At 72.9% G+C, this 14292-nt stretch carries 13 protein-coding genes and 1 pseudogene; 5 read left to right on the forward strand and 9 right to left on the reverse strand.

What is annotated here, in order from left to right; translation table 11 throughout:
* Window positions 1-558: pseudogene (locus ACQKIP_RS23015) on the reverse strand (ATP-grasp domain-containing protein); the annotation flags it as partial.
* A 143-nt stretch (window positions 559-701) separates the two neighbouring features.
* Here ACQKIP_RS23015 and ACQKIP_RS23020 point away from each other — a divergent pair.
* Window positions 702-1946 (forward strand): glycoside hydrolase family 26 protein, encoded by a 1245-nt coding sequence (locus ACQKIP_RS23020; RefSeq protein WP_365861788.1) that lies wholly within the window; start codon window positions 702-704, stop codon window positions 1944-1946.
* A 6-nt stretch (window positions 1947-1952) separates the two neighbouring features.
* On the opposite strand, the gene ACQKIP_RS23025 is transcribed toward ACQKIP_RS23020, so the two are convergent.
* The 8 genes from ACQKIP_RS23025 to ACQKIP_RS23060 form a co-directional block, all read right to left on the reverse strand.
* Complete coding sequence (locus ACQKIP_RS23025) at window positions 1953-3056, reverse strand: GNAT family N-acetyltransferase (protein ID WP_365861784.1); 1104 nt, start codon at window positions 3054-3056, stop codon at window positions 1953-1955.
* 5 nt (window positions 3057-3061) lie between these two features.
* Complete coding sequence (locus ACQKIP_RS23030; protein WP_365861782.1) at window positions 3062-3730, reverse strand: lipopolysaccharide biosynthesis protein; 669 nt, start codon at window positions 3728-3730, stop codon at window positions 3062-3064.
* Window positions 3730-4881: a glycosyltransferase gene (locus tag ACQKIP_RS23035; RefSeq protein WP_365861781.1), complete on the reverse strand. Its 1152-nt coding sequence runs from the start codon at window positions 4879-4881 to the stop codon at window positions 3730-3732. Before ACQKIP_RS23035 ends, ACQKIP_RS23030 begins: the two co-directional genes overlap by 1 nt.
* Window positions 4878-5663: a polysaccharide deacetylase family protein gene (locus tag ACQKIP_RS23040; RefSeq protein ID WP_365861779.1), complete on the reverse strand. Its 786-nt coding sequence runs from the start codon at window positions 5661-5663 to the stop codon at window positions 4878-4880. The genes ACQKIP_RS23035 and ACQKIP_RS23040 overlap by 4 nt, the downstream gene beginning before the upstream one ends.
* Window positions 5653-7374, reverse strand: coding sequence for a murein biosynthesis integral membrane protein MurJ (murJ, locus tag ACQKIP_RS23045; protein WP_365861778.1), 1722 nt, complete (start codon window positions 7372-7374; stop codon window positions 5653-5655). The genes ACQKIP_RS23040 and murJ overlap by 11 nt, the downstream gene beginning before the upstream one ends.
* On the reverse strand, window positions 7371-8636 hold the full coding sequence (locus tag ACQKIP_RS23050) for an O-antigen ligase family protein (RefSeq protein ID WP_365861931.1): 1266 nt from the start codon (window positions 8634-8636) through the stop codon (window positions 7371-7373). Before ACQKIP_RS23050 ends, murJ begins: the two co-directional genes overlap by 4 nt.
* Window positions 8637-8734: 98 nt before the next feature.
* Complete coding sequence (locus tag ACQKIP_RS23055; protein WP_365861776.1) at window positions 8735-10219, reverse strand: sugar transferase; 1485 nt, start codon at window positions 10217-10219, stop codon at window positions 8735-8737.
* A complete protein-coding gene (locus ACQKIP_RS23060) occupies window positions 10216-11370 on the reverse strand; it encodes a glycosyltransferase (protein ID WP_365861774.1) in 1155 nt (384 codons plus the stop codon). Before ACQKIP_RS23060 ends, ACQKIP_RS23055 begins: the two co-directional genes overlap by 4 nt.
* A gap of 384 nt (window positions 11371-11754) precedes the next feature.
* Here ACQKIP_RS23060 and ACQKIP_RS23065 point away from each other — a divergent pair, with 384 nt between their 5' ends.
* The 4 genes from ACQKIP_RS23065 (at window position 11755) to ACQKIP_RS23080 (ending at window position 14133) form a co-directional block, all read left to right on the forward strand.
* Window positions 11755-11994, forward strand: a complete 240-nt coding sequence (locus ACQKIP_RS23065) for a chaplin (protein WP_365861773.1) — start codon at window positions 11755-11757, stop codon at window positions 11992-11994.
* 179 nt (window positions 11995-12173) lie between these two features.
* Complete coding sequence (locus ACQKIP_RS23070) at window positions 12174-12818, forward strand: hypothetical protein (RefSeq protein WP_365861771.1); 645 nt, start codon at window positions 12174-12176, stop codon at window positions 12816-12818.
* Between the two features lie 243 nt (window positions 12819-13061).
* Window positions 13062-13343 carry a hypothetical protein gene (locus ACQKIP_RS23075; RefSeq protein ID WP_365861769.1) on the forward strand — a complete coding sequence of 94 codons (282 nt, stop codon included), beginning with the start codon at window positions 13062-13064 and terminating at the stop codon, window positions 13341-13343.
* A 286-nt stretch (window positions 13344-13629) separates the two neighbouring features.
* Window positions 13630-14133, forward strand: a complete 504-nt coding sequence (locus tag ACQKIP_RS23080) for a DUF5949 family protein (protein ID WP_365861768.1) — start codon at window positions 13630-13632, stop codon at window positions 14131-14133.
* Window positions 14134-14292: the final 159 nt, after the last annotated feature.

Consider the following 14292-nt stretch of genomic DNA (forward strand, 5'->3'; position numbering starts at 1 on the left):
CACCAGGACCGTGCTGCGCAGGCCCGTCCCGGCGGGGACGAGCCACGGGCGGCTCCACTTCGCCACCACGGGGAGCCCCAGCCTGCGTACCGCGTCCGCCGCTTGGGCCGCGGACTCCGGCTGGAGCGTGACCGGGTGCGGAATGCCGGCGGATGCGCACAGCCGGGCAAGGGCCGCCTTGTCGGCCACCTGTTCCGCGAGTCCGCTCGCCTGGTCCGGCAGGAGGTAGGTGGCGGCCAGTTCCTTCTGGAGGCGCCCGATCGCGAGGGCGCCCGCGTCGTCCAGCGGAATGAGCACGGACGGCCGGGCCACCCGGTGGGAGATGCGGCGCAATACGACGGCGATTTCCCGGAGAGAAGCGCCGGGCGGGGGCGGTGGGTGGGTCTGGTGCAGATATCTGGATCTGCGGACCGGACTTCTCGCGGAATCGGCTGCCGCTACATGTACCTCCACTCCCGCGCGGCCGAGTGACCGAACGGCTCCGAGCGTGCCGTGATGAAAGGGATTCCGGTCGATCCGCAGCAGAACCGCGGGGACCCGGGTATCGAGAGTTAGCACTGCCGAATTCTCTCAATTCGCTCCCCCAAGCGGGCGAAGGGCACGCCCGGAGGATTAGCGGCTCGATTGGCACATTGGGCATATATATGACTGAGTGTCAGTGGACGGAGGACCGGCACCGAGGACCAGCACAAGGAGCGGCCATGGCTTTGCTAAGACGCCGGATCAGCAATAAACGGCTGGCGTTCGCCGCCGGGGGGATCGTCGTGTCGGCGGCGCTCGCCGTGGGGCCCGGCTACGCCTGGGGAGCCGGCCAGGACCCGGAGCCGCCGGCCGGCCCGTCCGGAGCACCGACGACGGCGCCCGCCGACCCTTCCCCTTCCCCCTCTCCCTCCACCTCCGCGACCACCCCGGCGCCCCCGGACGGCACAGCCGCCCCGGCCGCCCCGAAGCCCGCGTTCGGCGCCTACCTCACCTACGGGCCCGACGGCGTACGGCGCATGGCCGACCTCAGCAAATGGCTGGGCGGCGCCGAGCTTCGCGTGGGGCACACCTACCTGCCGGGCGACCAGTGGAGCAACATCGAGGGAGCCCCGGACTTCCTGGAGAGCTGGGCCAGGTGGCGGCGCGCGCAGGACGACCGGATGTTCGTGCTCAACGTCCCCATGATGGAGCGCAACGAGGAGCGCGTCGGCGACGACGAGGTCCGCGCGCTGCTCCGCAGGGGCGCGGACGGCGCATTCGACGAGCACTACCGCGCCCTCGCCGAACGGCTGGTGAAACTCCGGGTTCCCGATACGGTCGTGGTGCTCGGCTGGGAGATGAACGGCACCACCTACACGCACCGGTGCGGCCCCGATCCGGAGGCCTGGAAGAAATACTGGAAGCGCATCATCACGACGATGCGTTCGGTGCCGGGCCAGAAGTTCAAGTTCGACTTCACGCCGAACAGGGGCCGGGACGCGATTCCCTGGACGGAGTGCTATCCCGGCGACGACGTCGTGGACATCGTCGGCATGGACTCGTACGACCAGCCGACGGGCACGGATTTCGACCGGCAGGTCAGCGAGCCGTACGGTCTGCGGCAGCACGTGGAATTCGCGAAGGCCCACGGAAAGGAGATCTCCTATCCGGAGTGGGGCCTCTTCCGCAACGGCGACAACGAGGAGTACATGCGGAAGATGCTCGCCTGGATGGACGAGCACAAACCGCTCTACAACACCGTCACCGACTACTGCCCGCACGGCGTGTGGCAGTGCGAGGACAATCCCAAGTCCTCCAAGGCCTACCGGACCCTGCTCTTCGGCCGTACGGACACCGAGCCCGCTCCGGAGCCGACCGCGCCCGAGACACCGCCGAACTGTTCCCCGCTGAATCTGGGCGAGTGGGCCGAGAAGTGGCTGGGCGGCAAGCTGTGCATGAGCGTCGACTGGCACCGCTACAAGTAGCCCCGGTCAGGACTGCTCCCGGCGTTCCCGGCGCTTGCGCAGGAACTCCTTGCCCCGGCTGCGGGCGCCCGCCTCCCATGCGGCGGCCCGCAGCACGGGGGCGGTGCGTCCGCGCGCGAGGAGCAGCCGGTGATTGGTGACCGTCTCGGGCCGCCAGTGGTGCTTGTACGGTTCGTTGCCGCGAAGGAGGCTCAGGACCCGGCTGCGGTCGCCCTCGGCGTGCTCCGTGCACGCGTTCAGGAGCATCGTCGCCACGTCGACCTTCCGCTCGCGCAGCCGCGGATGCGCTCCGTACAGATAGCCGCCGACGAGGTGCGGCGAGAGCAGGGTCAGGTCGGCGGCCACCACGTCGTCGTCGAGCCGGAACTCGGTGACCACGGCGTCGCCCGCCCTGACCATGAGCCCCACCGACCTGATGAGGTGCTCGGAGAACCGCGGCCGGAGGTGCTCGGAGGTCACCTTGCGTCCCTGCCACTGGAGTTGGTGCAGGTCAAGCAGCGTGCGCAGCGACGCGTCCACCTCGTCGTGCCGTACGACCCGCCGCTGGACGCCCAGCGCGTCCAGCTTCCGGATCTTGGCGCGCGCCCGCTGGGCCCGCGGTGCGGGCAGCCTGCCGAGCAGCTCTTCCATCGACGCGGCGGGCAGCTCCAGGCAGAGCGAGTCCGCGAGGCGGCGGCGGGGTCCGCGCCAGCGTTCGTAGATGCGCTCCACCGCGGCTCCGGTCCGGACCTCGCGGAAGTCGATCAGCGCGCCGCGGGCCAGCTTCGACAGTCCGCCGGCGAGCGCTTCGGCGGCTTCGTCCGCGCACGCGTCGTCGAGCAGTACGTCGGCGAAGTCGGAGATCGCGCCGCCGAGGGGCACGAGCGCGGGGAGCGGGACGTGGACGCGCATCAGGGGCGCCGCCGCGACGAGTTCGCCGCCCCGGCGTACGAGGACCACGCGCAGCCGCCCGCGGGTTCCGTAGGAGAGCCACCACGAGTGCAGCCACGCGTGGCTCTGGAACGGCGTCGCCGTACGGCAGTTGCGGTGCAGCCTGGCCCACTCCGCGGCGAGGCCCGCGAACTGGGCTTCGTCCGTGCAGAGTTCCGCGGTCAGGGAACGGCCGTCCACCCCCGTCACCTGTCCCGGTCGGCGTCGGCGGACTGCGCGGGGCCCGGCACCGTGGCCGCCGCCGCGTCGTCGTCCTGGCCGCGCCGGGGTCGCACGAGGAGGGCGAGCCCGCCGAGCAGGCCTCCCGCGCAGGCGCCCACCAGGGCGGTCATGCCCGCCGACGCCGACGCCGGTTCCTGCGGTTTGACGGCGCGCGAGAGCTGGAGGAGGCGTACCTGCGTACTCTCCTTGGTGTGGTTCGCGTTGCTGGTCAGGGAGCGTGAGACCGCGTTGGCGATGTCGGCCGCCTTGCCCGGCCGGGCCGCGGACGCCGAGATGGAGATCATCGGGGCGTCGGGCGAGGTGGCCGCCTGCACGCTCTGTCGCAGGGTCTGCGCCGAGACGCCCGACTCGACCTGGGCGTCGCCGAGCACCGCGATTTGCGTGGCGACGCGGCCGTACGCCGTGGCGAAGCCGAGGGCCGCGGTGGGGTCGGAGTCCTTCTGCGGGACGGCGATCACATAACTCGTCGCCGTGTACTCGGGTGTCTGCACCGCGCCGTAGATGCCGCCGGTCAGGGCGCCGACGGCGGCGCCCGCGGGCAGGATCCACCAGACGGGCAGCCGCTTGACGCGGGCAAGGACCGGGGCAGGGAGACCGGACGGGCGCAGCCGCCTGCTGAGGGTTTCAGTCATCAGGAACTCACTCTCGGGGTCGAGCCGGAGGCAGCTGCCTCGTAGACGTGCATCAGCTGTGCCGCGCTGCGGGTGATGCTGTAGCGGTGCGCGGCCTGCGGGGCGAGCCGCGGCCGTGCCCCCGCGGCCCGGATCCGCAGCAGCGCCCGCGCGAAGGAGTCCGGGTCGCCCGTGACGCGCTCGGCGCCCGCGGTCGCGTCCGGCGGGAGGTCCTCGACGGCGGGGCACCGTACGTAGAGCACCGGGAGACCGGCGGCGAGTCCTTCCACCACGGCGAGGCCGAACGCCTCCTCGGGCGAGGGCGAAGCAAGGACGTCCATGGCGGCCAGGAGCGCCGGAAGGTCGGTCTCGCCCGCGGGCAGGCAGGGTTCGCCCTCGGACAGATAGGGCCGCTCCCCGGCGAAGACCACCCGGTCCGCCACGCCGAGCCGCGCGGCGCCCGCCCGCAGCCCCGCCTCCTCGGGCCCGCCGCCGACCAGCAGCAGGCGCATGTCCCCCGGCAGCGCGGCCAGCGCGTGCAGCAGGACGTCGAAGCGTTTGCCGGGGGCCAGGCGCCCGACGCCGCCCACGACGAACGCCTCGTCCGGCAGCCCCAGTCGGCGGCGGGCGGCGGCCCGGCTGCGCGGGTCGAAGCGGAACCGCTCCACGTCGATGCCGTTCGGTACGACGTGAATGCGCTGCCGGGGCACGCCCCACCGGCTGAGCCTCTCGGCGACGGACGGGGACACCGCGACCGTGGCCCGGCCCAGGCGCTCCCCGGTCAGGTACAGCGCGCGGACGCCCGGCGTCAGCGGTCGTCCCTCCATCTGCGATTCGCCGAGGGAGTGTTCGGTGGCGACGACGGCACGCGTCCCTGCCAGGCGGGCGGCGATGCGTCCGTAGAGGCAGGCGCGGAACAGATGCGTGTGCACGAGGTCGTACCGGCCGGCGCGGATGAGCTTCGTCAGGCGGGGCACCGCGCCGAGGTCGCGGTTGCCGGACATGCCGAGGTGGATGACGCGCACGCCGTCCGCCGTCAGACCTTCGGCGACCGGGCCGGGGTTGGTGAGGGTCACGACGTCGCAGGTGGCGGGCAGATGGCGCAGGAGAAGCCGCAGTTGCTGCTCGGCGCCGCCGACGCCGAGTCCGGTGATGACGTGCAGGGCTCTCATCCGGCCACCGCCGGTTCGCGGACCGCGCGGCGGCGCAGCCGGTTGAGGCCGAGCTTCAGCCGCAGCCGCAGGGCGGTGTCCTGCTGCCCGATGTGGACGCGGGGCAGGGCGTGGACGCCGGTCAGCCTGCCAGGGGAGATCGCGCAGGCGTAGCGGTAGCCGGCCGCTCGTACGGTGTCGACGACGCGCTGGTCCACGGTGCCGTACGGATAGCAGAAGCCCTCCACCTCGCGGCCGATGAGGTCGGAGAGGGCGACCCGGCTGCCGCTGATCTCCTGCCACAGCAGCCGGTCGTCCGCCCGGGTGAGGTCGACGTGCGTCAGTCCGTGCGAGGCGACCTCCACTCCCCCGGCGGCGGCACGGCGGATGCCGTCGGCGTCGAGCAGCGGTTTGCGCGGGCCGAGCGGATCCCAGGCGTTGTCGCCCGCGAGGCGGCCCGGCAGCACGAAGAGGGTGGCGCCGAAGTCGTAGCGGCGCAGGAGCGGCATGGCGTGGTCGACGAAGTCGGCGTACCCGTCGTCGAAGGTCAGGCCGACCAGGCCGCGCCCCTCGCCGCGGGCGCGCGCCGTGAGGAGCCGGGACATGCTCACCCCGCGCAGGCCCCGGCGTCCGAGCAGGCGCAGCTGGGCCGCGAGGCGTTCGGGCGTGACGGTGATCTTGTACGGGTCGTCCGCACAGTCGTCCACGGAGTGGTACATCGCCACCCACAGCGGCGGCTGCGGCAGCCAGGGGCGCGCGCGCCGCGAGCGGTGGGTCTCGCCGGGTGCTGTGTCAACGGACATGCGTGAGCTTTCGTGTGGCGGATGAGACGGCGGAAGTGACGCGGGGTGTGACGGACCGGCGGACGGGCTCGAAGGACTGCGCCTTCAGGGCCCAGAGCACGAGGACGAAGACGGCCACCACGGCCGGTGACCCGGCGGCGACGGCGGCGAGCGGCGCGCCGAAGAGGCCCGCGAGAGCCCAGCCGGCCGCGGTGGCGCACACCGCGGCGGCGACCGGCTTGGCCAGTTCGCCCAGCACCCTGCGGACCCGGATCGGCACATTGCGCGGCCCCATCCCGCGCAGCAGCACGCAGGCGGTGACGCTGATCCCGGCCGCGTTGGCGAGCGCGATGCCGCGTACGCCCCACAGGTCCACCGTCCAGCTGCCGATCCCGGCGGTCGCGGCGATCCCGGCCGCCATCGCGCCGAGGGGGAACCACGTGGGGCGCCCCGCGGAGAAGTAGGAGCGCACGAGCGCCCCCACCAGCGTGTGGCCCAGGAGCCCCAGGGCGTACACCCGCATCACGGCCGCGGTGGCTTCGGTGTCCCGCACCGTGAACGCGCCTCGCTGGAAGAGAAGTTGGATGAGCTGCGGGGCGCAGGCGATCACCACGGCGGTGCCCAGGAGCACCACGCAGCCCGCAAGGCCCAGGTCCCGCTCGACGCGCGACCTGGCGCGTTTGACGTCCCCTTCGGCCAGGGCGCGGGCGACTACGGGGAGCGTGACCGTGCACAGCATCAGGGAGAGGATCATCGGCACCTGCGCGACCTTCTGCGCGTAGTTGAGGTGCGAGATGGCTCCGGAGGGCAGCGACGACGCCAGGAAGCGCTCGATGAGCACCTGCGACTGCCGGCACAGCGCGAAGAGCAGCACGGTGGCGATGAGGGCGGTGCTCATCAGCGCCGGGGCCGACGGGCCCTTCTCCTCTTCGTGCGGCACGCCGGCCGTGTCCCGGCTCAGCTGCCGCCACAGCGAGGGGGCCTGGACGAGCACCATGAGTACGCCGCCGGCGGCGACGCCCATGGCCGCCGCCCGTACGCCGTAGCGGGGGGCGAGGACGAACACCGCCGTGATGATGCCGATGTTGTAGAAGACGTAGATGGCGGCAGGTGCCACGAACCGGCGGTGGGCGCGCAGGGCGGCGCTGCAGTACCCGGCGAGGCCGAAGGTGAAGACGCAGGTGGCGGTGAGCAGCGTGCAGTCGACGGCGAGCCGCGGGTCGGGCAGGCCCGGTGCGAGGACCTCCACGACCACCGGCGCCCCGGCCATCAGGATCAGCGCGACGGCCCCGGAGCCGAGCATCAGGCGGGGCAGCGACGCGGCCACCAGGGCGCGCACCGGATCGCGGCGCGCGCCCTGGCCGCGGCGGGCGAGCGCCATGCTGAAGGCGGGGACGAGGGCGAACGCGAGGCCGTCCTCGATGAGCAGGGTGGTGGCCACTTCGGGCAGGGTCCACGCGACGAGGAAGGCGTCGGTCTCGGAGCCCGCCCCGAAGAAGTGGGCGAGCGCCTGGTCGCGCACGAGTCCGAGCACCGATCCGGCCACCGTGAGGACCGCGGTGACCAGGGCGGCCTTGGCGAGAAAGCCGTTGGAGGGGTCGGAGCCCCCGGCGGGTGCGGCTTCGGCGGCGGGCGCGGGCACCTTGTCGGCCGTGTCCGCGTCCACCGTGCCCGCGGGAGCCGTGCCCACGTCGGCCGTGTCCGCGCCCGCCGGACGAGTCGTCGAGGTCATCGCGGGACCTCCCCCGGCACGGTCGCGCGCAGGGCACGGTCGGACAGCGCCCACCAGGCCACGAGCCCGAGGGCCACGGCCATGAGCACCGTCGAGGGCCCGCCGATGTCGGCGTACGAGAAGTCCACGAGCTGCCAGAGGAGGAGACCGCACGCGACGAGCGCGCAGTCCGCGCCCGCGCCCCCGCGCACCCGGGCGAGGCGCCGCAGGCCGAGCAGCAGGAACGCCGCCCAGCTGCCCACCAGCGTGCACAGGCCGAGCAGCCCCTGCTCGCCGAGGACGAGCAGATACATGTTGTGCGGGGAGAGCAGCGGCTGGCGGCTGAACCCCGCGCCGGCGCCCGCGGTGTCGCTGGCCGAGGAGAGGGCCAGCGAGGCGTGGCTGTCGCGGTGGTCGGGGAAGGCCTTGAGACCCACGCCCGATACCGGCTCGTCCTTCCACATGTCCACGGCCGCGGCCCACATCGTGTACCGGTCGGTGACCGACTGGTCGGGAGCGTCGGCCACCTGCGTGATGCTGCTGATCCGCTCCTGGAGCAGTTGCGTGCCGATCCCGAAGCCGCCCACGAGGACGACGGCCGCGGCGGCCGCCACCGCCAGGGCCCGCAGCGCCCGGCGCACCCCCGCGAGCCCCAGCTGGGCGCCGCAGGCCACGACGGTCGCGATCCAGGCGCCGCGGCTGAAGGAGAGCGCGAGCGGGACGACGAGGAGCAGCGCGCACACGAGGGCCGCCTGACGCTGCCTCGGGGAGGCGGGGCCGAGCGCGAGCGCGAGGGCGCACACCACTCCGTACGACACCACGGTCGCCATTCCCATGACGTCCGTCGGGCCGAAGGTCCCCACGGCCCGGACGTCCGAGCCCATGTAGCTGGCGCCGGTCCCCGTGACGTACTGGTGGACGCCGAGAGCGCCCTGGAAGAGGGCGAGGGCGACGAGCGACCAGGCCACCAGGCGGAAGTCGCGGCGGTCGCGGAGCAGCAGCAGGACCGCGGCCGGTACGAGGACGAAGATCTGCAGGTAGCGCACCAGGCCGGTGGCCCCCGCGGACGCGGTGCTCGCGCCGACCGCCGCGACCGCGATGCCGACGACCGGCAGGCCGAGCACGACGGCGGCGGTCCGCGTCAGCGGCCGTCGCGCCCCGCGCACGGTGCGGGCCACGCACCAGAGCACCACGAGGGCGGAGGCGGCGTCGGCGGCCGTGCCGCCCGCGGAGCCGTTCTCGCCCGGTGGCGCGGGCAGCGCGAGCAGGGCCACCAGGGCCATGACCGGCAGTGCGGGGCCCGCGCCGCGCAGCGCCGTCACCAGGGAGGCGGCCGGTGAGCCGGGCGGAACGAGCGTGATCGGGGCACCGTTCACCGGCGTCAGCTCCCCGTCGGGCGTACGAGCGACGCGGCGGTGCGCAGCAGGATGCAGAGGTCCTGCCAGATCGACCAGCTGTCGATGTAGGCGTTGTCGAACCGGCACCGGTCCTCGATCGAGGTGTCGCCGCGCAGGCCCTGGACCTGGGCGAGTCCGGTGATGCCGGTCGGCATGCGGTGGCGCTCGCCGTAGCCGTCGTACTTCTGGCTGAACTGGTGGACGAAGTAGGGGCGTTCGGGGCGCGGGCCGACCAGGCTCATGTCGCCGCGGAAGACGTTCCACAGCTGTGGAAGCTCGTCGAGCGAGGACCGGCGCAGGAACCGGCAGAACCGGCTCATGTGCTGCTCGCCCGCGACGGTCCACCGGGTCGCGGACTCGTGCGGGTCCGCGGGGCGGTGCGTGCGGAACTTCAGGAGCGTGAACGGCCGCCCGTCCCTGCCGATGCGCTCCTGGCGGAAGATCACGCCGGGGCCGTCGGTGGCCCGCAGGACGGCGGCGCACACGAGGAGCACCGGACTGATGAGCAGCAGCAGGACGCCCGAGGCGCCGAGGTCGAGGGCGCGCTTGCTGACGCTGAAGTGCCGGTGCCGCGCGGGCAGGAGCTGCCGGCAGGGGAACCCGGCGAGCAGCCAGGACCTGGCGCGGCGCCCCGGCGCGTCGTAGCCCGGCGGCTGCGTCGCGTCGATCGCCCATACGTCGAGTCCCGAGCCGCTCAGCGTCCGCAGCCAGCCGATCTGTTCCGGGCCCGGCACGGGCCCGACGACCAGGACGGTGCGCACGGAGTTCTGGATGACCGCGCGGCGCAGCTCCTCGATCGTGGAGAGCACCGGCAGTTCGGCCCCCTCCGTCTCCGTGCGGTCGGCGGGCGCGTCCCCCACGATCCCCACGGGCCGCACCCCGGCCTGCGGATGCCGCAGGACCGCTTCCGCCACGCGCCGCGCGACGGCACCGGGGCCGACCACCAGGGCGGGGCGCGGCTGGCGCAGCGTGGCCCTGCGCGTCCACCAGTACAGGGCGCCGCGGCCCGCGCAGCCGATGACGCCGTGCAGGGCTGCCGCCGCGCACACGGTGGTCAGGGAGAGCGGGGTCAGGGCGGGCAGGCTCGCGGCCACGAGTCCCGCGCCGCACCAGCCGAGCACGGCCTGCCAGGCCAGCGACGGGAGTTCGTCGAGGGCGCGGGGCACGGCGACCGGGCGGTAGAGACCGGCGCGTACGTTCAGGACGCTCACGCAGGCGAGGAGCAGCACCAGCAGCAAGGGGTGGCGCTGCGGACCGGTGAGCAGGGCGGTGGCGAGCAGGGCCGCGCCGCAGTCGGCGGCGAACAGGGGCAGGGCCGCCGGTGAGCGGCGTGCCGACGTCCCCCGGCCGAGGCTCGTTCTGCGCCCTCGCCCTGCCCTGCGCGGCGGGATGACCGAGGCGGTGGCCATGGCATGGTCGGTCGCCCGTGGCTGCGCGGCAGCGGTGGCGACGGTTCGTTCCGCACTCACGAGTTGCTGGACTCCCTGCACTTGATGGGCCCCACGCCCAGTAGCTCGCGGTACACGGCCGCGACTGCGTCCGCGGTGTGCCGCACATCGTGGGTGTTCAGAACGTGGCGGTGCGCCGCGCGGCCGAGGGATTCCCTCAGCGGCGGATCGCCGAGAAGACCGACGAGGGCCCGCTCCAGTGCCCGCGGATCCTCCGCGGGAACGAGGCCGTGCGGCACGAGCTCCGGCGGCAGGCTCTCGCGCGCGCCGTCCACATCGGTGACCACCACGGGACGGCCACACGCCATCGCCTCAAGGGGTACGAGTGCCATGCCCTCCCAGCGGGACGGCAGGACCACGAGGTCGGCCGCGCGGTACCAGGGGGCGGCGTCCCGTACGTCACCGGCGAACGTCACGGAGGCGGGCGCCCGGTCGCGGAGCCCGGCCGCGTCGGGCCCGTCGCCGACGAGTACGAGACGGGCCAGCGGCATCCGCTCAGTGACCCCGGCCCAGGCCCGAAGCAGGACGTCCTGCCCCTTCTGCCGGCACAGCCGCCCCACGCACACCACGAGCGGCGCCGGTCCCGGCAGTCCGAGGGCGGTCCGCGCGGCCTGCGCCGCCACCGGCCGGAAGCGCTCGACGTCCACCCCGTTGGGGATCACGGACCAGGGAGCGTCGATCCCGGCCCGCTGCCCGGTGCGCCGCTCCGCCTCGCTGACGCAGACCACGTGCGTGGCCCAGCGCGCCCCGAAGCGCTCCCAGCGCAGGGCGAGTTTCGCGGTCACGCCGCCGACGGCCTCGAAGGACCACGCGTGCGGCTGGAAGACCGTGGGGACCCTGCCGCGCAGGGCGAGCCGGGCGGCGAGCCCGGCCTTGGCGCTGTGCGCGTGCACGATGTCGGGCCGCAGCTCGCCGACGATGCGGGCCAGGCGCCGCACCTCGTCCGGCAGCCCGGGGCCCGGGGACCGGGTGGCAGCCCAGGGGTGAATGCCGCAGCCCGCGGCGCGCACGGCGTCCGGCAGGCCGCCGCGGTCCGGGCAGGCCACCTCGACCCGCATCCCTGCGGACAGCTGGGACCTCACCAGGTCGGTGACCACGCGGGCGACGCCGCCGTCGACGGGCTGCGCGACGTGGAGGACGCTCGGCCGATGGTCAGTTGGGATCAGTTGCATGCACGGCGCCTTGCTCAGGGCCCGGGGAATGACGCATGACCGGCGTTTCCCTTTCGGGAAAGGCCCGCGTCAGGAGGGGGAATTGGAATGCGACGGTCACACTCGACTCGTAACTTCCTCGCACTTGTTCTTTCAAATGCCTTCAGGAGGTAAGCAACACTAGCCGCTTTCTGTATTTTTCCAGGAAGGCTGACAAGTGTGTCGGAAACGTGAAGTGCGTAACGTCCGAGGCCGTCCAGGAGCACGGCCCCGGGGGCCAACGGGTAAACCCTGCGCCAGCAGATCACCCGTATGGGCCCACAACCCTTGTGGGCGAACTCCGTTGATCCATGGGCCGGGCACACCGCCCTGCCGATGCACCAACTGACCAAGGAGCAACTCTCCATGTCGCGTACCGCGAAGGCCCTCGCCCTCTCCACCGTTGCCGTGGCCGCCATGGCCGGCAGCGCCGGCATCGCCGCCGCCGACGCCGGCGCCCAGGGGGCCGCCACCAACTCCCCCGGCGTCATCTCGGGCAACGCCGTCCAGGTCCCGGTCCACGTCCCGGTCAACGCCTGCGGCAACACCGTCAACGTCATCGGTCTGCTGAACCCGGCGTTCGGCAACACCTGCGTCAACGCCTGACACACCGGCAGCACGCATTCAGCGACGGCCGTTCTCCCCCGGGGAGGACGGCCGTCCTGCGTTCCCGCGCGTCCCCCGAACGGCCCTCGCGTCCCCGAATGGCAGTCGCTCGGTTGCGGTCGGTGTCCGCCGCTTTCACGGTGAACACAAGATCCGACGCATCACCGAAGGGAACATCCATGCACGCCCTGCCCGTACGGCGTATCGCGACGTCCGTCCTCTGTGCCTCACTCCTCATCGGGGCGGCAGGCCCCGTCGTCGCAGCCGAGAGCGACTCCCCGAACGGCAGCGCAAGGGAGGCGGCCGCCCGCGCGCCGGTCCCCGGAGCGGAGAGCCTGATGGCCCGGGTCACGTCCATGAGCGAGGCCGGCAGTGTGCTCGTCCCCGTCACCGACCTGGTCTCCGCGGTCCTGAAGGCCGACAAGGGGCAGCTGCCCGCCGCGGAAGCCACGAAGCTCGCCAAGCCGGTGAAGGACGCCGTCGCCAAGGCGGCCCAGGCGCCCAAGACCCCGGCCGTCCCCGAGACCCCGGCCGTCCCCGAGGCCCAGACGCTCCCGAAGACCCCGGCGCTCCCCAAGTCCCTCTCGGACCGGGACGGCCGCGGGGCACCGGCAGACCCGAAGGCCGACGCCCTGAAGGCCCTGCAGACCTCGATCGACGCCCTGGTCAAGGCGGCCACCGGCGGCGACCCCACCAAGGTGGCCGGCGCGGTCCAGCCCGTGCTCACCAACGTCACCGGCCTCGTCACCTCGATGATGGGCGCCGTCCCCGCCGTCAAGCCGCCGGCCGGGGCCCCGGCGCAGCAGATGCCCTCGATGTTCTGAGCCTCGGGAAAGGCCCGTCGCGCCGTCCTCAGGGACCGGCCCGGCGGGCCTTTCGCGCCCCCGTGACCGGCCATTTCATACGAGAATCCGCGTCCATCTCATACGAGAATGAGATACCGCCTTCGTTCGGGTGGGTTCCGGGAATTTCCTGCGCACAGAGTTTCCGCCGCACAGAGCGCTCGTTAGCCATGGCGAAGTGAAAATCCCCTCAGGCGACCGTCCGTCGCCGCAGAAAGGAACACGATGAAGCCCCTGAAGGCTGCCGCCGTCGTCGCCGGGTCCATGGTCATCGCTGGTGTCGCCGCACCCGCCTTTGCCTCCGACCTCACGCCCACCAGCCTGAACGGTGCACTGGACACGATCGCCGGCCAGACGGCGAACCTCGATGCGGCCCCGCTGGCCACGAACGCCCTCGACACCGAGAACAAGGACTCGGTCGTCAACGCCGTTTCCAATGCCGCGAAGGACCTGCACGCGGGCGGCGGCGCCGGCAAGCTGCTCGGCGGACTTCCGGTCGCGAAGTAAAGGTTTCTGCTCTTCCCCGCAGGAGTCCCGCAGGAGTCCCGCAGGAGTACTGCCGCGCGCACACGGCACGTGGCAGCGAGGGCCGGTTCCGCAGAATGCGTCTGCGGAACCGGCCCTCGGATTTTCCCGGCCGGGGCCTCAAATCCCCGTACCGCCGCGCCAGTTCGACTGGCGAGCCCTGTAAATCGACCGGCGCGTGCCCCGAAAGTGTGATCGCTCGCCCGAACTCACCCAGTCAAGTGACAGACGGGTCCGTGACATCGGAACGCATCGATACGGTTTCGGGATGACCTCGACATCGAGCGAAAACCGCACTTTCCGAGCCGCCGATCTGGGCACCCTCACCGTGGTCGCCTGGAGTGGTGAAAACCCCGATGACGAACAGGACATGCCTTTCCTGCTCGCCTATTCGCTGGGCGACGGCGAAGGCGGCCCGCAGGCCGCGACCGAAGCCATCGAGCTCCTGCTGCGCAACACCGGACTCCCCGTCGGCGGCCCCGTCGTGGAGAGTTCCCGCAACCCCGGCCTGCCGGTCACCCTCCTCGTCGAGGCGGGCCAGGCCGTACTGAACATGCCCTACCTCAACGCCAAGTGCACCCCGCCGCCGGAGTGGCTCGCCGCGGCGGGCGAGCGGGGCCAGGCCTACTTCATGTTCACCACGCGCCCCTGGCCCGAGGCCAAGCCCGGAGTTCCGCTCGACGAGGAGGCCCTCGCGGCGTTCGTGGGCGCCGACGAGACCCTGACCAACGCCGCGCACTGCATGCTCACCGCGAAGAGCCTGCGGGGCTGAACAGCCGCCGACAGGGCCTGAGGACGACGGGGCCCGCGGACGACGGGGCAGACCACCGGCCGTCCGCAGGCCCTGCATGACGAGAGACGCACGACTATCGCAACAGGGTGCCGGGCCCGCCGCCCGCACACCCGGTGAGGACCGCAGCGATGCGCACCA

This window comes from Streptomyces sp. NPDC059900 (assembly GCF_050270335.1).
Lineage (GTDB): Bacteria > Actinomycetota > Actinomycetes > Streptomycetales > Streptomycetaceae > Streptomyces.